This is a genomic window from Hahnella aquatica (SeqCode), assembly GCF_965194505.1.
GTDB lineage: Bacteria > Pseudomonadota > Gammaproteobacteria > Burkholderiales > Burkholderiaceae_A > Hahnella > Hahnella aquatica.
In genome coordinates this window covers 841919-860647 of record NZ_OZ239144.1, presented here as the reverse complement: position 1 = coordinate 860647, position 18729 = coordinate 841919, and the positions used below count along the sequence as shown (strand labels likewise).

Here is an 18729-nt window from a genome sequence, read left to right as displayed (position 1 = left end):
CCCCATGAACAATCCACTGATGGTTGATGCCGGCCTCGTGACCCAGGCCGAGGCGACAAGCCTGCAGCGTTGGGCCCAAGACCATGCAGACGCTGTCGCACTGAGGGTGGACGACCCCGTGTCTCGTGGACTCTCTCTGCTCATGTCCCGCCGGGCAGTGGTCTACCAAGACCCGCACACCCTGCCCGCCCTGCCGCTGCCCGGCCACATGGCCTGGTGGGCAAACCGATGGGCCAGCCAGTTTGGGGCCAAGGCGACGGCCTTTCCCTGGGCCGCATTGCTGGCCGAGCAGGATGGCCTTTGCCCAACCCCCGATGAGGTCTGGCTTGTGTTGACGCCGGGAGCACTGGCCATGACCCCACAGCAGGTCGGCCTGCGATTCCCCCTTCGGCCATTGATGCTCCCGCCGCCTGCCGTGGATGCACTCACCACCGAGCTCGCGCACCTCGGCCAGGTGATCTCCGGTGCAGGCGGCCAGCTCTACCTGCGCATGGCCCCGGACACGGATGCAGGCGACTTTGAGTTGATCACAGCCCATCCCAGTGTCTTGGCCGGCCAGCACCTGCCAGACTTCGAGCCACGGGGCCGCGGCGCTCGAGCCTGGCGCCACGCGACCCACCGGGTTCAAATGGCATGGCATGCGCTGTCTGAGCAGTTGGATGGTCCTCTGACCGTAGACACCTTGTGGGCCTGGGGCGCGGGCACTGCAAGGTCGGCAGACGACCCGAATCGGCCTCGCCTTCCGCCGTCTCCCGAGTGCATGGACCTCTCCAACAGCGCCGAGCCGGCCCGGGACTGGTTCGAGACCTGGCGCACGTGGCTGGCCGCGCTTGGCAACAGACCCGAGGCTTCCTTGGTGGCCGTGCATCAATGGTCGGCATTTACGTTCGAACCAATCCCTTGGCATCGGCAGGCCTGGCACAGGCTTTCCCAAGGCCGGCCAAGCCTGTCGGATCTTCCCCACCACCTGGCCATTCCCGACGCGACCGGCCGCGGGGGAGCGGCCGTCGCATGACATCCATTCCAATGGAGGACCGGGCGGAGCGGCCGGATCTCAAGGCCAAACTGGAGGCGCAGGGCGTGTCGCCCATCCTTGCAGACCTCTTGGCCCGCCGAGGTATCGAGAACACTGATGAACTCGACACCGCACTCATTCACCTGCACCCGCCACACGCCCTGACCGGCGCGCCAGAGGCGGCGGCCAGCCTCGGAGAGGCCATCCAACGAGGCGCCTCCATTCTCATCGTGGGTGACTACGATGCCGACGGCGCCACAGCCACCACCGTGATGGTCCGGGGGCTGCGAAAGTTCGGAGCACAGGTGGACTTTCTCGTGCCGGACCGATTTGCCTTTGGCTACGGGCTCACGCCAGCCCTGGTGGAACACGCCCGGCAGCGCTTCTCTCCACTGCCGGACTGGCTCATCACGGTGGACAACGGGGTCTCGAGCCATGCGGGGGTTGCCGCAGCCCAGGCCCTTGGCCTCGAAGTGCTGGTCACGGACCATCACCTGCCCGGCCCCAGCCTGCCCGCCACCCGCATCCTCAATCCACAGCTGCCGGGCTGCCAATTTCCTAGCAAACACCTGGCCGGCGTGGGCGTGGCCTTCTACCTCATCATGGCCGTGCGGGCCTGGCTCACCAAACAAGATCACTTCCGCGGGGATGCTCCGCGCATCGATGACCTCTTGCCGTTGGTGGCGCTGGGCACTGTGGCAGACCTGGTCAGCCTCGATGCAAACAACCGTCGGCTGGTCGCCCAAGGCCTTCAGCGCATTCGCAAAGGGGTGTTGCCGCCAGGGCTTGCCGCCCTTTTCCAGACCGCTGGGCGTCCTGAGGGCCATGCCAGCGCAGCAGACCTCGGCTTTTCGATCGGCCCGCGGCTCAACGCAGCTGGCCGGCTCGCTGACATGTCGATTGGCATCCGATGCCTCGTCACGGACAACGCGCAGGAGGCCTTCGAGCTCGCCCAATCCCTGGATGCCTTGAATCGAGATCGGCGGTCACTCGAGGCAGACAATCGGGACCAGGCCCTGGCCCAGCTGGCGGCCATGCCCGAGGTCGAGCATCGCAAAGGGCTGGTGCTCTTCGATGCAGGCTGGCACCAGGGTGTGGTGGGACTGATCGCAAGCCGACTCAAGGACAAGGCCCACCGGCCCACCATTGTGTTTGCGCCCGACCAGGACGGACAAGGCCTCAAAGGCTCCGGCCGTTCCATCCCCGGGGTTCACCTGCGCGATGTGCTGGAGCGGGTGGACAGCCAGCAGCCCGGCCTGATCAAGGCATTTGGCGGGCATGCCATGGCCGCGGGCCTCTCCATTGAGCGAACCGCCCTGCCAGCCTTCGAGGCTGCATTCGAGGCTGCGGTGGGCGACTTCTCGAGCCCAGAGCTCTTTTCCCGCAGCCTACTGACCGACGGGGAATTGCCCGTGGAGGCGCACACGGTGGCACTGGCGGATTCCCTCTCCGAGGTGATCTGGGGGCAAGGCTTCCCACCGCCGCTCTTTCGTGGTCGTTTCATCCTCCGACAGCAGCGAGTCCTGAAGGATGCTCATCTAAAAATGACCCTCTCGCCTGTGGCCTCGCCGGCCCATCGATTCGAGGCCATCTGGTTCAATGGGCCATCAAGCCTGCCCGCCGAGGCCAGCCTGGCCTATGCACTCTCTGTCAATGACTGGCAGGGCAGCAGATCGGTTCAGCTCCTGGTCTCGGGCATGGGCCCAACGCAGTAAACTAAGGGTCTATGGAACCAGAACGCCTGAATCAGATTGGGGACTCGCTCGAGGACCTCAAAGCCCGGACCATCGACCTTCGGAGGTATCTTTGACTTCGATGCGAAGGCCAGACGCCTAGCAGAAGTCGAGCGTCTCTCCGAGGACCCAACCCTCTGGGACGACCCCAAAAAAGCCCAGGATGTCGGCCGAGAGCGCAAGGCGCTTGAATCGGTGGTGCTCAGCCTTCGCGACATCGACCAGGCCATTGCCGATGGCCTCGACCTCTACGCCATGGCCCGAGAGGAGAGCGATGAGGACACCCTGCTCGCCGTGGAGACCGACACTGCAAAAATTGGCGAACAGGTTGCAGGCCTAGAGTTTCGGCGCATGTTCTCCAACCCCTCCGACCCCTCCAATTGTTTTCTCGATATTCAGGCCGGCGCCGGCGGCACCGAAGCCTGCGACTGGGCCTCCATGCTGCTGCGGCAGTACCTTCGCTATTGCGAACGCAAGGGCTTCAAGGTGGATGTGCTCGAAGCCTCCGATGGTGATGTGGCTGGTATCAAGTCCGCCTCCATCAAGGTCTCAGGCGACTACGCCTTTGGATTTCTGCGAACCGAGACCGGGGTGCACCGACTGGTGCGCAAGTCGCCGTTCGACTCCAGCGGTGGTCGCCACACCTCATTTGCATCGGTCTTCGTCTATCCCGAGGTCGATGATTCGATTGAGATCGACATCAACCCGGCCGATGTTCGAACCGATACCTACCGGGCCTCTGGTGCCGGCGGCCAGCACATCAACAAGACCGACTCCGCTGTTCGACTCACCCACCTGCCCACAGGCATCGTGGTGCAGTGTCAGAACGATCGTTCCCAGCACCGCAACCGAGATGAGGCATGGCAGATGCTGAAGTCACGTCTCTTTGAACACGAGATGCGCAAGCGCATGGCCGAGCAGCAGAAGCTCGAGGACAGCAAGACCGATGTTGGCTGGGGCCATCAGATTCGAAGCTATGTGCTGGATCAGTCACGCATCAAAGACCTCCGAACCAACGTCGAAATATCCAACACCCAAAAGGTGCTCGATGGTGACCTCGACCCTTTCATTGAGGCCAGCCTGAAGGCAGCCGTCTAACCATGCCCAACCAAGACCCATCGGCCACACCGAACGACATCCCTCCAGCCACCGACGAGAGCCAGATCCTGTCGGAGCGGCGCCAGAAGTTGCGCGCCTTGCGTGCATCGGGTCAGCCTGCCTACCCCAACGACGTTCGGCCCAGCCATCGGGCCGAGCCCCTTCACGAGCGTTACGCCAGTCATTCCAGGGAGACGCTGGAGTCTGAGCATGTGGCCGTGGCGCTGGCCGGCCGAATCATGCTCAAGCGGGTACAAGGCAAGGCGAGCTTTCTCACGCTGCAGGACGCCACTGGCCGCATCCAGCTCTACCTCAATGACGAAGGGGTTGGCGCGGAGGCCCACGACGAGATCAAGCACTGGGACCTCGGAGACCAGATTGCGTGCGAAGGTGTGCTCTTCAAGACCATGAAGGGCGAGCTCTCGGTTCGGTGCCATCGCCTGCGCATGGTGGCCAAAGGCCTCAGGCCACTGCCCGACAAGTTTCACGGTCTGCATGACACCGAGACCCGCTATCGCCAGCGCTATGTCGACCTGATCGTGAACCCAGGCGCCCGGCATGTCTTTGTTACGCGCTCCAAGGCCTTGTCCGCCCTGCGCAGCTTCATGACCGACCACAGTTTTCTGGAGGTCGAGACGCCCATGCTGCACCCCATCCCCGGAGGGGCTGCTGCCAAGCCATTCGTCACGCACCACAATGCGCTTGCCCAGGAGATGTTCCTTCGGATCGCACCCGAGCTCTACCTCAAGCGCCTGCTGGTGGGCGGCTTTGAGCGGGTCTATGAGGTGAATCGGAACTTTCGTAACGAGGGGCTCAGCCCACGGCACAACCCTGAATTCACCATGATGGAGTTCTATGCGGCCTACACGGACTACCGTTGGGTCATGGACTTCACCGAATCGGTCTTGCGTCATCTCGCCGAGGTGACCACGGGAAGCGCCATGCTGAGCTACGCTGGCCAGACGGTCGATCTCAGCCAGCCTTTCGAGCGACTCACCATTGTTCAAGCCATCCTGCGTCATGCGCCCGACATCCCTGCTGACTCGCTCGAGGACATCGGTGCGCTGTCGGCCCTATTGCGCAAGAAGGGAGCCGACCTCTCCAAGCCACCATTGCTCAATGCAGGCCTGGGCGCGCTGCAACTGGCGCTCTTCGAGGAAGTTGCAGAGGCGAAGCTCTGGAATCCAACCTTCATCATCGACTATCCCGTCGAGGTCTCCCCACTGGCCCGCGCCTCGGATGCTCGACCCGGCGTGACAGAGCGCTTTGAGCTTTTCATCACGGGCCGAGAGATTGCCAATGGCTTCTCAGAACTCAACGACCCGGAGGATCAGGCGGCTCGGTTCAGTGCTCAGGTGGAGGCCAAGGAGGCTGGGGATGAGGAGGCGATGTTCTTCGATGCCGATTACATTCGTGCACTCGAGGTCGGCATGCCCCCCGCGGGCGGCTGCGGCATCGGTATCGATCGGCTCGTGATGCTGCTCACCGACAGCCCCAGCATTCGTGATGTCATTCTCTTCCCCGCGCTGCGCCGGGAGGAATAATCTGGGTTTGAATTCATGCGGCCTTGCCAACACCGGATGACACCTCGAGCCCTCACATCTTTCATGGCCTGCGCCCTGGTGGCCTTTGGAGGATCCGCTGGACTTCCAGCCGCCGCAGCCGCACCCAGCTTCTCCAAGGACATCACGCGGCCCGCTGCGAGCAGCCAGGCATTCAAGACCCGCGTGTTGGTCAGCGGGCTGGAGAACCCTTGGTCGTTGGCATGGCTGCCAGATGGCGACCTGCTGGTCACCGAGCGCAGCGGTCGGCTTCGGCGGATCTCGAAAGACTTCCGGCTCGATCCCAAGCCCATTGAGGGACTCCCCACGAACATCGTGGCCAGCGGCCAGGGTGGGCTCTTTGATGTCCTTCCCCACCCCAACCATCGACAGAATCGCATTCTGTTCCTCTCTTATGCGGAGGGCGACCTGCCTGGCCGAATGGCCTCCTCCGGCACCGCCGTGGCCCGGGCCCGTCTCGATGGACACACCCTCAAGGACGTGGAGGTTCTGTTTCGAATGCAGCCGAAGTCCCGAGGTGGCCGACACTTCGGCGGCCGGCTGGTGATCGACCGGCAGGGACATCTCTACCTGGGACTTGGCGACCGAGGGGAAGAAGACCGCGCCCAGAAGGCAGGCGACCATGCGGGCAGCGTCATTCGTGTGCCCAACAGCGGCACCGGTGCGCCAGAGGTCTTCAGCCGAGGACATCGCAATATCCAGGGCTTTGCCATGCATCCAGCCACTGGCGAACTCTGGGCCCACGAGCATGGCCCTCAGGGTGGCGACGAGGTCAACATTGTTCGTGCTGGCCGAAACTACGGTTGGCCCACCATCACCTACGGCGTGAATTACGTCACGGGAACGAAGATTGGGGAGGGTCCGCAAAAGCCAGGCCTCGAGCAGCCCGTTCATGTATGGGTCCCATCCATCGCACCGTCGGGTATGGCCTTCTATGTGGGCACACCGTTCCCGGCATGGCAGAACAGCATCCTCGTGGGCGCCCTTCGAGGACAGAGCCTGGTGCGCCTTGGCCTCAATGGAGACCGGGTGGTTTCGGAGGAACGGCTCTTGGTCGGAGAGGTCGGACGGATTCGCGATGTCCGAGTAGGGCCGGATGGCCTCGTCTACCTCCTCACAGATGAATCCGACGGCCAGCTCATTCGGCTGGAGCCGCGCTAACGCCCGAACAAGTCCGTCTACTCGCGTCGTTTACTCGCGCGCGTGGTTGATGGTGTAGCGGGGAATTTCCACCTCGAGGGCCTCGTCAGCCACGGCGACCTGGCAAGACAGCCTCGACTGCGCGCTCAGACCCCAGGCTCGATCGAGAAGATCATCCTCGTCTTCCTCCGAGGGTGTGAGACTGTCAAAGCCCTTGCGAACAATGACATGGCATGTCGTACAGGCCTTGCTCATCTCACAGGCATGTTCGATGTCGATGCCATGGGCCAATAGGCTGCGGCACAGGTTCTCACCCTCGGCCACATCAAACACAGCCCCCTCAGGGCAGATTTCCACATGCGGAAGCACACGAATTTGAGGCATCACACCACTCGCTTATAAATTGTGAATCGACTGCCCAGACAGTGCCTGTGATACGGCGCGGTCCATCCGCCGGGCAGCGAAGGGATCGGTCAGTGCAGACAGCCGCTCGGTGGCGGACCGAAGACGTTCGACATCCTGGCCCCCGCACACAGAACGACAGTCGGTCATTGCCGCATCGATCTCGGAGCGCTCTGCCGGACTGAGAAGGTCGCCATCGGCCTCCAGTGCAGCCGAGAGCACCTCGAGGAGCTGCTGGCTCTCGACCTGCTGCTCACGCAGCGCACGGGCCTGCATGTCCACCTTGGCATGCGTGAAACTCTGTTCGAGCATGTTCGCGATTTCGGCATCGGTGAGCCCGTAGGAGGGGCGAACTTCAATGCTGGCCTGAACCCCAGAGCCAAGCTCTTGGGCAGACACGGACAGCAGACCATCGGCATCGACCTGGAAATGGACCCGGATGCGCGCTGCACCAGCCGCCATCGGCGGGAATCCACGCAGCTCAAATCGGGCAAGTGAGCGGCAGTCCGAGACCAGCTCGCGCTCACCCTGGACCACATGCAGGGCCATGGCCGTCTGGCCATCCTTGTAGGTCGTGAACTCCTGCGCACGGGCCACGGGGATGGGTGTGTTCCGCGGAATGACCTTCTCCACGAGATCGCCCATGGTCTCGAGGCCAAGACTGAGCGGAAGGACATCCAGCAACAGCCAGTCATCGCCATCTGGGCGGTTCCCAGCCAGCAAATTGGCCTGAAGGGCGGCCCCAATGGCCACGACCTCATCGGGATGAATGTCTGCCTTGGGGCGCTGTTGGAAGAAGGCTTCAGCAGCCGCCCGAACGTTGACCAGCCGGGTCGACCCACCGACGAGCACCACGCCTTGAATCTGGGCGGGGGATAGGCCGGCATCTGACATGGCCCGAGCGCAGGCATCGATGCTGCGGTCGACCAGCGGCTTGGTCAGGACCTGAAACTCGGCCTGGGTGATGATCGCCAGCGGCCTTGTGCCGTCGCCACGGTTCCACTCCGACGAGACCCGCTCCGAGGGTGAGGAGGCACCCGAGAGCAACTCCTTGAGCCGTCTGGCCATGCGAAGCAGGCTGCGCCATTCCGAGGCATTGAGATCGCTCGACCGCTGGCCCCAGCCCTCGAGCCAGTGATGCGCAAGCAGCGCATCGAAATCATCACCGCCCAGTGCGGGGTCACCACCAGTGGCCACCACCTCGAACACGCCCTTGGTGAGGCGCAAAATGGAAATGTCGAAGGTGCCGCCACCCAGGTCGTACACGGCGTAGAGGCCCTCCGCACCGGACTCTAGGCCATAGGCCAAGGCCGCCGCGGTGGGTTCATTGAGCAGGCGCAAGACATTCAAGCCTGCAAGGCTTGCCGCATCCTTCGTGGCCTGACGCTGTGCGTCATCGAAATAGGCCGGCACCGTGATCACCGCCCCGACCAGTTCATCTCCGAGGGTCTGTTCCGCCTGGGCCTTGAGCACCTTCAGAATGTCGGCTGAAAAGGCCACCGGCGAGACCGGGCCATATGCTGTCTGGACCTTGAGCACGCCGCCGGAGTCGGGCGAGAAGTCGTAGGGCAGTTCGAGCGCCTTTGCATCGGCCTCGCCCCGGCCCATCAGGCGCTTGAGCGAGACGAGTGTATTGAGCGGGTCATCGGCCACGGCCGAGAGTGCGTTGGTTCCGACCGACACCACACCCTCATTGCCATATCGAACCGCCGATGGAATAAGCCGCTCACCCTGCAGATTGGGCAGAATCTCAGCAGAGCCAGAACGAACTGCTGCCACCAGTGAATGTGTGGTGCCGAGGTCGATGCCCACCGCCAGCCTTCGCTGATGAGGAACAGTGGATTGGTCAGGCTCGGCAATCTGCAACAGGGCCATCGGCTAACGATCCAGGTCTTGAAGAAACTTCTCGAGGAAATGCAGTGCACGAACCTGCAGCACGGCCTCGGCGTGATCGGCTTGAACATCAATCAGCGATGCCAGTCGGGCGATGCTGGCGTCTCTCTCGGCCAGCGCCTCGTCTCTGATCTTCATGCAGGCCTGCGCTCGAGCTTCATTCGAGGGCGCCGCCTTGGCATCCTCAAGCGATTCCCGAAGCGTCATCTGTGCCTCTAAAAAAGCCACCGGCATCGCGGTGTTGCGCTCTGCCTCCACCGCATGGCCTTTTCGCTCGAGCAGGTAGGTTGCACGCGCGATTGGAGATTTGAGTGTCTTGTAGGCCTCGTTGAGGTGTGTAGACCACTGCAGGGCCAGCCGACGCTGCGCGTCTGTGCCAGCAGAAAAGCGATCTGGATGCACCACCGCCTGCAGCCGCCTCCAGGCCGAGTCCAATTGCTGCTGGTCTATTCCAAAGACCTCCTGCAGACCCAAGAGGCTGAAATAATCTTGTGCCAGAAGGCCGGAAGCGGGCGCAGCCTCAGACCTGGAAAGATTCACCGCAGCCGCACTCACTCTTCACATTGGGGTTTTCGAACCTGAAGCCTTCGTTGAGGCCTTCACGCGCAAAGTCGAGCTGCGTGCCATCGATGTAAGGCAGGCTCTTGGGGTCTACAAACACCGTGACGCCATGGCTCTCGAAGGACATGTCCTCGGTGGCCGCATCATCGACGAACTCAAGCTTGTAGGCCAGGCCGGAGCAGCCCGTGGTGCGAACACCCAGGCGAATGCCCACGCCCTTTCCACGCTTCTCGATGTAACGAGACACGTGCTGGGCAGCGCGTTCAGTCAGCGTGATGGCCATGCTTTTTCTTGTAATCTTCGATCGCGGCCTTGATGGCATCTTCTGCAAGGATCGAACAGTGGATCTTCACCGGCGGAAGCGCGAGCTCATTAGCAATTTCTGTGTTCTTGAGGGCCATGGCCTCGTCGAGGGTCTTGCCCTTGACCCACTCCGTGACCAGCGACGAAGACGCAATCGCGGAACCACAGCCGTAGGTCTTGAACCGCGCGTCTTCAATCACACCCGACTCGCTCACCTTGATCTGCAGCTTCATGACGTCGCCGCAGGCGGGGGCACCCACCATGCCAGTGCCGACACTGGGATCGTCCTTGTCGAGGGAGCCCACGTTCCTGGGATTCTCGTAATGATCGATGACTTTCTCGCTGTATGCCATGACGGTTCTCCTGAATGGATGATGAAGTTAGTGGGCTGCCCACTGAATGGTGCTGAGATCGACGCCCTCTTTGACCAGCTCCCAGAGGGGGGACATCTCGCGCAATTTGGCCACCTTGTCCTTGAGCAAGGAGATGGTGAAGTCGACATCGGCTTCGGTGGTGTAGCGGCCAATCGAGAAGCGAATGGAGGAGTGGGCCAGCTCGTCGCTACGGCCCAGTGCACGAAGCACATAGGACGGCTCAAGGCTCGCACTCGTGCAGGCCGAGCCCGAAGAGACGGCAATGTCTTTGATGGCCATGAGGAGCGACTCGCCCTCGACATAGTTGAAGCTGACATTGAGGTTGTGGGGCACCCGAGCCTCGAGGTCGCCATTGAGATAGACGGCCTCGATCTCTGAGAGGCCCTTCCAAAGACGGTCTCGGAGCATGCGAATCCGCTCGTTTTCGGTGGCCATCTCCGCCTTGGCCAGCGCGAATGCAGCGCCCATGCCGACAATCTGGTGGGTTGGGAGCGTGCCCGAGCGCATGCCGCGCTCGTGGCCTCCGCCATGAATGAGCGGTTCAAGACGAATGCGCGGCTTTCTGCGAACAAATAGCGCACCGATGCCCTTCGGACCGTAAGTCTTGTGGGCCGAGAAGCTCATGAGATCGACCTTCAGGCTCTGGAGATCGATCTGTACCTTGCCAGTGGCCTGGGCGCTGTCCACATGCAGGATGATTCCGCGGGCCCGGCAGAATTCGCCGATTTTGGGGATGTCTTGAATGACACCAATCTCGTTGTTCACGAACATGACCGAGACCAGGATGGTGTCTGGCCGAACTGCAGCCTCGAAGGCAGCAAAATCAATCAGGCCGTCGGCCTGGACGTCGAGGTAAGTCACCTCAAAGCCCTCTCGCTCCAGCTCACGGCAGGTGTCGAGGGTGGCCTTGTGCTCGGTTTTCACCGTGATGACATGGCGGCCTTTGTCCTTGTAGAAGTGCGCGGCGCCCTTGATGGCCAGATTGATCGATTCGGTGGCGCCGGATGTCCAGACCAGCTCCTTTGGGTCACAGCCCACCAGGTCTGCAACCTGTTGCCTGGCGGTCTCCACGGCTTCTTCCGCCTTCCAGCCATAGGCATGGCTCCGGGATGCAGGGTTGCCAAAATCTTCGCGAAGGAAGGGCAACAAGGCGTCGACCACCCGGGGGTCGACCGGTGTGGTGGCGGAGTAATCGAGGTAGATGGGCGAGATGGGTGCGTTCATGTGGGCTCAGTGGGCAGCAGATTCACGGTCATCGTGAAAGACGACATTTCGAGTCACGGGCTGGTGGGACATGGACTGTTTCTCTCGCTGCTCATCGACGAGGTCTTGCAGCGTGATGGAGTCGAGGAAATCAACCATGTGCCGGTTGAGGCTGGCCCAGAGTTCGTGGGTCATGCAGACCTGGTCGTCTTGACAGTTCTGCTTGCCACCGCATTGCGTGGCGTCGAGTGGCTCGTCGACCGCGTAGATGATGTCGGCCACCGTCAGTTCTTTGGCGGAGCGGGCCAGGCGGTACCCTCCCCCGGGCCCGCGCATCGACTCCACCAACTCATGGCGCCGAAGGCGGCCAAAGAGCTGTTCAAGGTAAGACAGCGAAATGCGCTGGCGCTGGCTGATGGCAGACAAGGTGACCGGCCCTTTGTCTTGACGCAGGCCAAGGTCAATCATGGCGGTCACAGCAAAACGTCCTTTGGTGGTGAGGCGCATTCAAAAACCTCCTATTTCCTGAGCGATTTACTCAAGAGTTTAGAGTATCCGAGTGAATTACTCAACCTTTAACGAGAAGGGCCGCATGAGCGGCCCTTTCTCGCACCAAGGGCGACCTGCCGTCTCGGGGTAACCCCCCGAGGCAGGACACCCTCCAGGCTGTCTAGGCAGCCGCCACCATGCTCGCCCGACGGCGAACCACCTCCATCAGGCCGTTGCAGGCGTCCTCGATGTGGTCGAGGGCCTGCTCAAAGCCTTGGCTGCCGCCGTGATACGGGTCGCTCACAATCGCAGCCTCGTACTCTGTGGCAAAACGCATGAGCAGTTGCAGTTTGTGCTGCAGACCGCGTGGGGCGGTTCGCTGAAGCAATGCGAGGTTGTCCCAATCCATGGCCAGGATGTAGTCGTACTCGCTGAAGTCTTTCATTTCGACCTTGCGGGCCAGGTGGCCACTGAGGTCGTAACCACGCTTCTGGGCCGTGGCGGTGGCACGGGGGTCTGCAGGCTCACCCGCATGAAAGGCGTGGGTGCCGGCTGAATCCGCTTGAACCAGTTCGCTCAGGCCTGCCGTCCGAACCATGTGGTCGAAGACGGCCTTGGCCGTGGGTGAGCGACAAATGTTGCCCATGCAGACAAATAGAACCCTTGTCGGCATGCCAACAACCTTGGGCGCAGACGATTCAGGCTTCTTGGGTGCAGGACGGCTCATGTTTTGGCTTCCTTTTTTTATAGAGTGGGTGGTGGGCATGGGTTAGGCAGCGCGGCTTGCCCGGGCAGCACTGGTTTGGGAGGGCTCTGGCTCGACCTGGTCGTGCAGGCGGCCGGCACCAAACACGCGCGCCTTGAGGCGTGCGAGCTGATCTCGGGCCTGCGCGGCCTTCTCGAACTCGAGGTTTCTTGCGTGCTCGAGCATCTGCTTCTCGAGCCGCGCAATTTCGCGCGAGAGCTCCTTCTCGGAGAGGTCGACAAGGTCTGTGGCGCGGCTGGCCATGGCGTCGGCCTCGCGCTGCTTTGACTTGTTCGACATGACACCGTCGATGAGGTCCCGAATTTCCTTGACCACGCCCGTGGGCGTGATGCCGTGCTCCGCATTGAAGGCCAACTGCTTGTTGCGGCGCCGCTCCGTCTCGCCCATGGCCCTCTGCATGGAGGCGGTAACGCGATCGGCATACAGAATGGCACGCCCTTCGATGTTCCGGGCCGCACGGCCGATGGTCTGGATCAGGCTTCGGTCGCTTCTCAGGAAGCCTTCTTTGTCGGCATCGAGAATGGCCACCAGGGAGACCTCTGGGATGTCCAGGCCTTCACGCAGCAGATTGATGCCCACCAGCACATCGAAACTGCCCAGGCGCAAGTCTCGGAGAATCTCGACCCGCTCGACGGTGTCGATGTCTGAGTGCAGGTAGCGAACCCGAATGCCGTTGTCGGAGAGGTAGTCGGTGAGGTCTTCGGACATGCGCTTGGTGAGCGTTGTGACGAGAACCCGCTCGTTCTTGGCCGCCCGAATCTGGATCTCTGAGAGAAGATCATCGACCTGGGTCTTGGCAGGACGGACCTCAATCGCCGGATCTACGAGCCCGGTGGGCCGGACGACCTGCTCGACGACGTCACCGCCGGAGCGATCGAGCTCGTAGTGGCCCGGCGTGGCCGACACGAAGACCACCTGCCGCAGCTTGGGCTCGAGTTCATCGAACCGCAGGGGCCGGTTGTCGAGGGCCGATGGCAGCCGGAAGCCGAAGTCGACCAGCGTCTCCTTGCGAGAGCGGTCTCCACGGTACATGCCGCCCAGTTGGCCCACCATGACATGGGATTCATCCATGAAAATGAGGGCATCGGCAGGCAGGTAGTCGATCAGGGTGGGGGGCGGCGCGCCCGGTTCCGCACCAGACAGGTGCCTGCTGTAGTTCTCGATGCCCTTGCAAAAGCCAAGCTCCCCGAGCATTTCGAGGTCGAAGCGCGTGCGCTGCTCAATGCGCTGGGCCTCGACGAGCTTGCCCTGCGACACGAACCATTTCGATCGCTCCACCAATTCGGTCTTGATGGTCTCCACCGCCCGCAAGACCACTTCACGGGGCGTGACATAGTGGGAGGATGGGTAGACCACGAACCGATTGAGCCGCTGCTGAAGGCGGCCCGTGAGGGGGTCGAAGAGCTGGAGCGACTCCACCTCATCATCGAAGAGTTCCACCCGAAGACCACTCTCAAAATGCTCGGCCGGGAAGATGTCGATGGTGTCGCCGCGCACCCGAAAATGACCTCGCACAAACTCGGCATCGTTGCGCTGGTATTGCATGCGAACCAATTGGGCGATGAGGTCTCGCTGAGAGAGCTTGTCCCCGACGCGCATCGACAAGACCATGGCGTGGTAGTCCGCTGGGTTGCCAATGCCATAGATGCAAGAGACCGTGGCCACGATGATGGTGTCACGGCGCTCCAGCAGCGATTTCGTGGCTGAAAGACGCATTTGCTCAATGTGCTCATTGATGGCCGAGTCTTTCTCAATGAAAAGATCCCGCTGGGGCACATAGGCCTCTGGCTGGTAGTAGTCGTAATAAGACACGAAGTACTCCACCGCATTGCGGGGGAAAAACTCCCGCATTTCCGCGTAAAGCTGGGCTGCAAGGGTCTTATTGGGGGCCAACACCAGGGCCGGACGGCCCGTTTTGGCGATGACATGGGCCATGCTAAAGGTCTTGCCAGACCCCGTGACCCCCAGCAGCGTTTGGTAGGCCAGGCCCTCACCCAGCCCATCGCACAGGCGCGCGATGGCCTCTGGCTGATCGCCGGCTGGGGAGAAGGGGGCCACCAATTCAAAGGGGCTGTCTGGGTAGGTAACGGCTTGTAATGCCATGGTAATCTTTCGAACAATCGGCTATTTTCCTCGCGTGCCCGCCAAATTTCCAATCCTTTTTTTGCAGCATCCCTCTTGACAAACCCCCCATGACCGCCTCCCTCTTCGCCAACGTTGAGCGCGCGCCGCGCGACCCCATCCTCGGTCTGACCGAGGCCTTTCAGGCTGACAACCGCCCGAACAAGGTCAACCTTGGGGTGGGCGTTTATTACGACGATCAGGGCAAGTTACCGTTACTTAAATGCATAAAGGAAGCAGAAGGGCAGAGGGTGTCGGCTGCGCCGGCCAGGGGCTACCAGCCCATTGAGGGGGCGGTGGCCTACAACCAGGCCGTCCAAAGCCTGCTTTTTGGGGCAGACAGCCCAGTGCTCAAAGCCCAACGGGTGGTCACCATCGAGGCCCTCGGGGGCACCGGCGCGCTGAAAGTGGGGGCCGATTACCTTCGCCGCCTGCTGCCACAGGCCAAGGTGGCCATCAGCGACCCCAGCTGGGAGAACCACCGGGCCCTATTTGAGATGGCCGGCTTCGAGGTGCTCACCTACCGCTATTACGACCCCAAAACCCGAGGCGTGGATGCCAAAGGCATGCTGGAGAGCCTTCAATCGCTCCCAAAAGGCACCATCTTGGTGCTGCATGCCTGCTGCCACAACCCCACGGGGGTCGACCTCTCTGCGGAGCAGTGGTCGTCGGTGATCGCTGTCATCCAGTCCGCGGGCCACATTCCTTTTCTCGACATGGCCTACCAGGGCTTTGGCGAGGGGATTGCCCAGGATGCCGCCGTTCTGAATGCCTTCCTGGCCTCCGGCCTCTCCTTTCTGGTGTCGAGCTCGTTCTCGAAGTCTTTTTCCCTCTACGGCGAGCGGGTGGGCGCACTGTCCATCGTGACCCAGTCGGCCGACGAAGCCAGCCGAGTCCTGAGCCAGGTCAAAAGAACCATCCGCACGAACTACTCCAACCCGCCCACCCATGGCGGCGCCGTGGTGGCCATGGTGCTGTCCACCCCTGCCCTGCGGGCCACCTGGGAGGCAGAACTCGCCGGGATGCGAGACCGCATCAAGGCCATGCGCAAGGGATTGGCCGATGGCCTGAAGACCAGAGGATTCAAGGGCGACGTGGGCTTTATCACCAGCCAACGCGGCATGTTCAGTTACACCGGGCTCAGCAGTGAGCAGGTCGACCGGCTGCAGGAGGAGTTCGGGGTCTACGCCATCGGCACCGGCCGCATCTGCATTGCAGCGCTCAACAGCAACAACCTGGAGCGGGTCTGCGATGCGATCGCCGCGGTGACCAGCCCAGCTGAGCTCGGATAAGGGAGCTGAGCTCGGATAAGGGATTAAGGCTTGCCCTAATCCCAAAGGACTGAAAACTGGGGTTAGATAAGTGCTCTTTCAACAGGAGGTTCCCCCATGCGTTCAAGCCTGACCCGCCGGCCCTTCGTGGCGCTGGCCACCGCAGTCGCACTGGCTGCGTCCATCGCACCCCTCTCCGCCCATGCCTGGCCGGACAAAAGCAAGCCCGTGACCATCATCTCGGTCTTCCCGCCAGGGGGCTCCGTCGACCAGGTGTCCCGGCTGTTTGCCGCAGAACTCGCGAAAACCACGGGCGGACAATTCATTGTAGAAAACAAGGGTGGCGCCTCCGGCTCGATCGGAACTGCGGCACTGGCCAAGGCAGCCCCAGACGGCAACACCATCGCCGTGGTCTTTGACACCCATGCGGTCAACCCCTCCCTGATCCCCAACCTGTCATTCGACACCCTGAAGGACCTGGCACCCGTGACCTTGGTGGGCACCGGCGGCATGGCGATTGCCGTTCACCCGAGCACCCCTTTCAAAGACTTCAAAGAACTCTTGGCAGCCGCCAAGGCCAAGCCCGACAGCATCAGTTACGGTTCGATCGGCACGGGCTCCCTGGGCCATCTGGCCATGGTCCAAGTGGCCAACGATGCCGGCGTGAAATGGACCCACATACCTTACAAGGGCGGCGGTCCGCTGAAGGCGGATGCGCTGGCGGGCCACGTGCCCGTGGCCATTGGATCGGTCTTTCTGCTCAACCCCAACGTTCAGGCCGGCCAGTTGCGAGCCCTTGCGGTGACGTCCATCAAGCAGGACCCCCAAATGCCCGGTGTAAAGACCGTCGCAGAGCAAGGCGTGCCCAAGTTTGAGGCCTACAGTTGGTGGGGGGTGTTCGCGCCTGCTGGCGTGCCCAAGGCCACGATCGACAAGATCCACGCCGAAATTGCCAAGGTGCTGAAGAACCCAGAAGTGGCCAAGAACCTGGCAGCGCAGGGCATGGAGGTGCTTGGTGGCGGTCCGGCCGAACTCGACAAGTTCAACCGGGCGCAGATTGAGCGCTGGGGCAAGGTCGTTCGCGACAACGGCATCAAGGCCGGCAGTTAGTCCTCGGCCCTGAGCCGCTTAGCGCTTACTCCTCGTCGTACTCGGTGTGAATGTCGAGTGCGACGAGGAAGCGCGAGACCATGTTGTAGGTGGCGATCACCGCCACCAATTCCACCACCTGCTGCGGCCCATGCCGCTTCACCATCCTGCGCTTTAAGGAGCCCGGCACAAGAATGTCTCGGGTCATGGCGCGGGCCAAGGCCAACGCATCTTGATCCTCCTCGGGGAAAAGCCCCAAGGGAAAGTTAGCCTGTTCCATCTCTAAGATGGCCTGAGCCTGTTCGGCGGTGGCCCCTTCCTGAATATAGAGCGGGGCATGATGCTCGTACTCGTAATGCGCGCCGTTGAGAACGGCCACCGCGCACATCGCCAACTCCTTGAGCCTTGCAGGCACGCTCAACTCCCCGCGCACCTTTCCAAGGTAAACATTCCATCCATGCGCCAAGGCCGGGCTGTGTAGGAGCATTCGATCGAGCTTGAGAAGCTCGCCACCCCGCCTGGCCCGAATGGCCGCCACGAGGTCGGTGGGCTGCTCAATGTCTGGCGGCAGCAGCGGGATCGGGCGCGGCTCGTTCATGCGTACACTCCTCACAATGACTTACAAGCTCAAAGAAAGCTTTCTCACCTTACAGGGTGAAGGAGGCCAGGCAGGCCGTCTATCGGTGTTTCTGCGGTTCACGGGATGCAATAACTGGAGTGGCCGCGCAGAAGACCGCGCCAGTGGACCAGCCGACTGTGCCCTATGGTGCGACACAGACTTTTTGGGAACCGACGGCGATGGCGGCGGCCGATTTGAACTCGACGAACTCATCGGCCGCGTGAAGCAACTCTGGGCCTCAGAGGGTGGGCCACGGTCGGAAGCGCCCCATGTGGTGCTGACGGGTGGGGAGCCTGCGCTGCAGGTGGACCAACCCCTCGTCGACGCACTTCATGGCATCGGCGCGGCGGTGGCCATTGAGACCAACGGCAGTCTGGCGATTCCGGAGGGGATCGACTGGGTCTGTGTGAGCCCCAAGCGGCTGCTCGGTGGACAGCCTCAGCCCCTGCTCGTGACCCTGGGCCAAGAGCTGAAACTGGTGCAGCCACAGGACGGCTTTGACCGACTGGCGCTCGAGGCCATGGACTTCGAGCACTTCTTTGTCCAGCCACTCGATGGACCGGGCGCAGAGGCCAGCCTGGCGTTTTGCTTGGCCTGGGTGAAGCGTTATCCTCGCTGGCGTTTGTCACTCCAGAACCACAAGCGCCTTGGCATCCGATGACCACCCTGCTCTACACCACCTTCTCCTTTGAGGCCTCCCACAGCCTGACCCCAGCCATCGGCCTGCCACAGATTCACGGTCACTCTTACTGGGCGCGGGTTTGGGTCGCCTCGCCGCCAGAGGGAGTCACCCCTCTGCCGGGACTGGAGGAGGCGGCCCTTCGGATCAAGGCCTCGCTCGACCATCGCCACCTGAACGACGTCATTGAGCACGAGCCGACCATGGAGAGAATCATTGAATTCATTCGGGCACAGTGGGATGGACCCCCGCTGGCCCGAGTGCGGGTCTGGCGGGAGAGCCTTGGCTGCGGAGCCGAATGGCGGCCTGATATATAATTTCGGCTTCCTTCCCCGATAGCTCAGTCGGTAGAGCGCCGGACTGTTAATCCGTAGGTCCCTGGTTCGAGCCCAGGTCGGGGAGCCACTGCCC

Annotated in this window: 19 protein-coding genes and 1 tRNA gene; 10 read left to right on the top strand and 10 right to left on the bottom strand. The window is 62.1% G+C overall.

Annotated elements, in window-relative coordinates; all coding sequences use genetic code 11:
- The first annotated feature begins 4 nt into the window (after positions 1-4).
- From AC8GDA_RS04495 to AC8GDA_RS04475, 5 genes are all read left to right on the top strand, one after another.
- Complete coding sequence (locus AC8GDA_RS04495; protein ID WP_506557108.1) at positions 5-1015, top strand: hypothetical protein; 1011 nt, start codon at positions 5-7, stop codon at positions 1013-1015.
- Between the two features lie 11 nt (positions 1016-1026).
- On the top strand, positions 1027-2730 hold the full coding sequence (recJ, locus tag AC8GDA_RS04490; RefSeq protein WP_506557194.1) for a single-stranded-DNA-specific exonuclease RecJ: 1704 nt from the start codon (positions 1027-1029) through the stop codon (positions 2728-2730).
- A gap of 11 nt (positions 2731-2741) precedes the next feature.
- A protein-coding gene (gene prfB, locus AC8GDA_RS04485; protein ID WP_506557107.1) for a peptide chain release factor 2 occupies positions 2742-3846 on the top strand; the annotation gives its coding sequence in 2 pieces (ribosomal slippage) (positions 2742-2822 and positions 2824-3846; 1104 coding nt in all).
- Positions 3847-3848: 2 nt separating this feature from the next.
- Entirely contained in the window at positions 3849-5390 is a 1542-nt protein-coding gene (gene lysS, locus AC8GDA_RS04480; protein ID WP_506557106.1) for a lysine--tRNA ligase, read from the top strand.
- A gap of 63 nt (positions 5391-5453) precedes the next feature.
- Positions 5454-6569, top strand: a complete 1116-nt coding sequence (locus AC8GDA_RS04475; RefSeq protein ID WP_506557105.1) for a PQQ-dependent sugar dehydrogenase — start codon at positions 5454-5456, stop codon at positions 6567-6569.
- Between the two features lie 30 nt (positions 6570-6599).
- Here AC8GDA_RS04475 and fdx read toward each other — a convergent pair whose 3' ends face one another.
- From fdx to uvrB, 9 genes are all read right to left on the bottom strand, one after another.
- Positions 6600-6932, bottom strand: a complete 333-nt coding sequence (gene fdx, locus AC8GDA_RS04470) for an ISC system 2Fe-2S type ferredoxin (protein ID WP_506557104.1) — start codon at positions 6930-6932, stop codon at positions 6600-6602.
- 12 nt (positions 6933-6944) lie between these two features.
- On the bottom strand, positions 6945-8825 hold the full coding sequence (gene hscA / locus AC8GDA_RS04465; protein ID WP_506557103.1) for a Fe-S protein assembly chaperone HscA: 1881 nt from the start codon (positions 8823-8825) through the stop codon (positions 6945-6947).
- Positions 8826-8828: 3 nt separating this feature from the next.
- Positions 8829-9398 (bottom strand): Fe-S protein assembly co-chaperone HscB, encoded by a 570-nt coding sequence (gene hscB, locus AC8GDA_RS04460; protein ID WP_506557102.1) that lies wholly within the window; start codon positions 9396-9398, stop codon positions 8829-8831.
- Positions 9364-9687 (bottom strand): iron-sulfur cluster assembly protein IscA, encoded by a 324-nt coding sequence (iscA, locus tag AC8GDA_RS04455; RefSeq protein WP_506557101.1) that lies wholly within the window; start codon positions 9685-9687, stop codon positions 9364-9366. Before iscA ends, hscB begins: the two co-directional genes overlap by 35 nt.
- A complete protein-coding gene (gene iscU / locus AC8GDA_RS04450; protein WP_506557100.1) occupies positions 9668-10060 on the bottom strand; it encodes a Fe-S cluster assembly scaffold IscU in 393 nt (130 codons plus the stop codon). The genes iscA and iscU overlap by 20 nt, the downstream gene beginning before the upstream one ends.
- Positions 10061-10087: 27 nt before the next feature.
- Positions 10088-11305 carry an IscS subfamily cysteine desulfurase gene (locus tag AC8GDA_RS04445; RefSeq protein ID WP_506557099.1) on the bottom strand — a complete coding sequence of 406 codons (1218 nt, stop codon included), beginning with the start codon at positions 11303-11305 and terminating at the stop codon, positions 10088-10090.
- 6 nt (positions 11306-11311) lie between these two features.
- Positions 11312-11791 (bottom strand): Fe-S cluster assembly transcriptional regulator IscR, encoded by a 480-nt coding sequence (gene iscR, locus AC8GDA_RS04440; RefSeq protein WP_506557098.1) that lies wholly within the window; start codon positions 11789-11791, stop codon positions 11312-11314.
- 163 nt (positions 11792-11954) lie between these two features.
- Positions 11955-12446 (bottom strand): low molecular weight protein-tyrosine-phosphatase, encoded by a 492-nt coding sequence (locus AC8GDA_RS04435; RefSeq protein ID WP_506557193.1) that lies wholly within the window; start codon positions 12444-12446, stop codon positions 11955-11957.
- A 96-nt stretch (positions 12447-12542) separates the two neighbouring features.
- A complete protein-coding gene (uvrB, locus tag AC8GDA_RS04430; protein WP_506557097.1) occupies positions 12543-14642 on the bottom strand; it encodes an excinuclease ABC subunit UvrB in 2100 nt (699 codons plus the stop codon).
- 89 nt (positions 14643-14731) lie between these two features.
- Here uvrB and AC8GDA_RS04425 point away from each other — a divergent pair, with 89 nt between their 5' ends.
- A complete protein-coding gene (locus AC8GDA_RS04425; RefSeq protein ID WP_506557096.1) occupies positions 14732-15952 on the top strand; it encodes an amino acid aminotransferase in 1221 nt (406 codons plus the stop codon).
- 96 nt (positions 15953-16048) lie between these two features.
- Positions 16049-17041 carry a Bug family tripartite tricarboxylate transporter substrate binding protein gene (locus AC8GDA_RS04420; protein WP_506557095.1) on the top strand — a complete coding sequence of 331 codons (993 nt, stop codon included), beginning with the start codon at positions 16049-16051 and terminating at the stop codon, positions 17039-17041.
- 25 nt (positions 17042-17066) lie between these two features.
- On the opposite strand, the gene AC8GDA_RS04415 is transcribed toward AC8GDA_RS04420, so the two are convergent.
- Complete coding sequence (locus AC8GDA_RS04415) at positions 17067-17618, bottom strand: carboxymuconolactone decarboxylase family protein (protein WP_506557094.1); 552 nt, start codon at positions 17616-17618, stop codon at positions 17067-17069.
- A 16-nt stretch (positions 17619-17634) separates the two neighbouring features.
- On the opposite strand from AC8GDA_RS04415, the gene queE reads away from it, so the two are divergent.
- The 3 genes from queE to AC8GDA_RS04400 all read left to right on the top strand — a co-directional run bounded on the left by queE (position 17635) and on the right by AC8GDA_RS04400 (position 18723).
- Positions 17635-18300 carry a 7-carboxy-7-deazaguanine synthase gene (gene queE, locus AC8GDA_RS04410; protein WP_506557093.1) on the top strand — a complete coding sequence of 222 codons (666 nt, stop codon included), beginning with the start codon at positions 17635-17637 and terminating at the stop codon, positions 18298-18300.
- Complete coding sequence (locus tag AC8GDA_RS04405) at positions 18297-18635, top strand: 6-carboxytetrahydropterin synthase (protein WP_506557092.1); 339 nt, start codon at positions 18297-18299, stop codon at positions 18633-18635. The genes queE and AC8GDA_RS04405 overlap by 4 nt, the downstream gene beginning before the upstream one ends.
- 12 nt (positions 18636-18647) lie before the next feature.
- A tRNA-Asn gene (locus AC8GDA_RS04400) sits at positions 18648-18723 on the top strand.
- The last annotated feature ends 6 nt before the right edge of the window (positions 18724-18729 follow it).

Coding starts and splice junctions, on each gene's coding strand:
- AC8GDA_RS04475 (WP_506557105.1), top strand. CDS start 5,454: ATGGCCTGCGCCCTGGTGGCCTTTGGAGGATCCGCTGGACTTCCAGCC.
- AC8GDA_RS04425 (WP_506557096.1), top strand. CDS start 14,732: ATGACCGCCTCCCTCTTCGCCAACGTTGAGCGCGCGCCGCGCGACCCC.
- AC8GDA_RS04435 (WP_506557193.1), bottom strand. CDS start 12,446: ATGCCGACAAGGGTTCTATTTGTCTGCATGGGCAACATTTGTCGCTCA.
- AC8GDA_RS04495 (WP_506557108.1), top strand. CDS start 5: ATGAACAATCCACTGATGGTTGATGCCGGCCTCGTGACCCAGGCCGAG.
- lysS (WP_506557106.1), top strand. CDS start 3,849: ATGCCCAACCAAGACCCATCGGCCACACCGAACGACATCCCTCCAGCC.
- AC8GDA_RS04405 (WP_506557092.1), top strand. CDS start 18,297: ATGACCACCCTGCTCTACACCACCTTCTCCTTTGAGGCCTCCCACAGC.
- hscA (WP_506557103.1), bottom strand. CDS start 8,825: ATGGCCCTGTTGCAGATTGCCGAGCCTGACCAATCCACTGTTCCTCAT.
- recJ (WP_506557194.1), top strand. CDS start 1,027: ATGGAGGACCGGGCGGAGCGGCCGGATCTCAAGGCCAAACTGGAGGCG.
- iscA (WP_506557101.1), bottom strand. CDS start 9,687: ATGGCCATCACGCTGACTGAACGCGCTGCCCAGCACGTGTCTCGTTAC.
- AC8GDA_RS04420 (WP_506557095.1), top strand. CDS start 16,049: ATGCGTTCAAGCCTGACCCGCCGGCCCTTCGTGGCGCTGGCCACCGCA.
- uvrB (WP_506557097.1), bottom strand. CDS start 14,642: ATGGCATTACAAGCCGTTACCTACCCAGACAGCCCCTTTGAATTGGTG.
- iscU (WP_506557100.1), bottom strand. CDS start 10,060: ATGGCATACAGCGAGAAAGTCATCGATCATTACGAGAATCCCAGGAAC.
- fdx (WP_506557104.1), bottom strand. CDS start 6,932: ATGCCTCAAATTCGTGTGCTTCCGCATGTGGAAATCTGCCCTGAGGGG.
- queE (WP_506557093.1), top strand. CDS start 17,635: ATGACTTACAAGCTCAAAGAAAGCTTTCTCACCTTACAGGGTGAAGGA.
- AC8GDA_RS04445 (WP_506557099.1), bottom strand. CDS start 11,305: ATGAACGCACCCATCTCGCCCATCTACCTCGATTACTCCGCCACCACA.
- AC8GDA_RS04415 (WP_506557094.1), bottom strand. CDS start 17,618: ATGAACGAGCCGCGCCCGATCCCGCTGCTGCCGCCAGACATTGAGCAG.
- iscR (WP_506557098.1), bottom strand. CDS start 11,791: ATGCGCCTCACCACCAAAGGACGTTTTGCTGTGACCGCCATGATTGAC.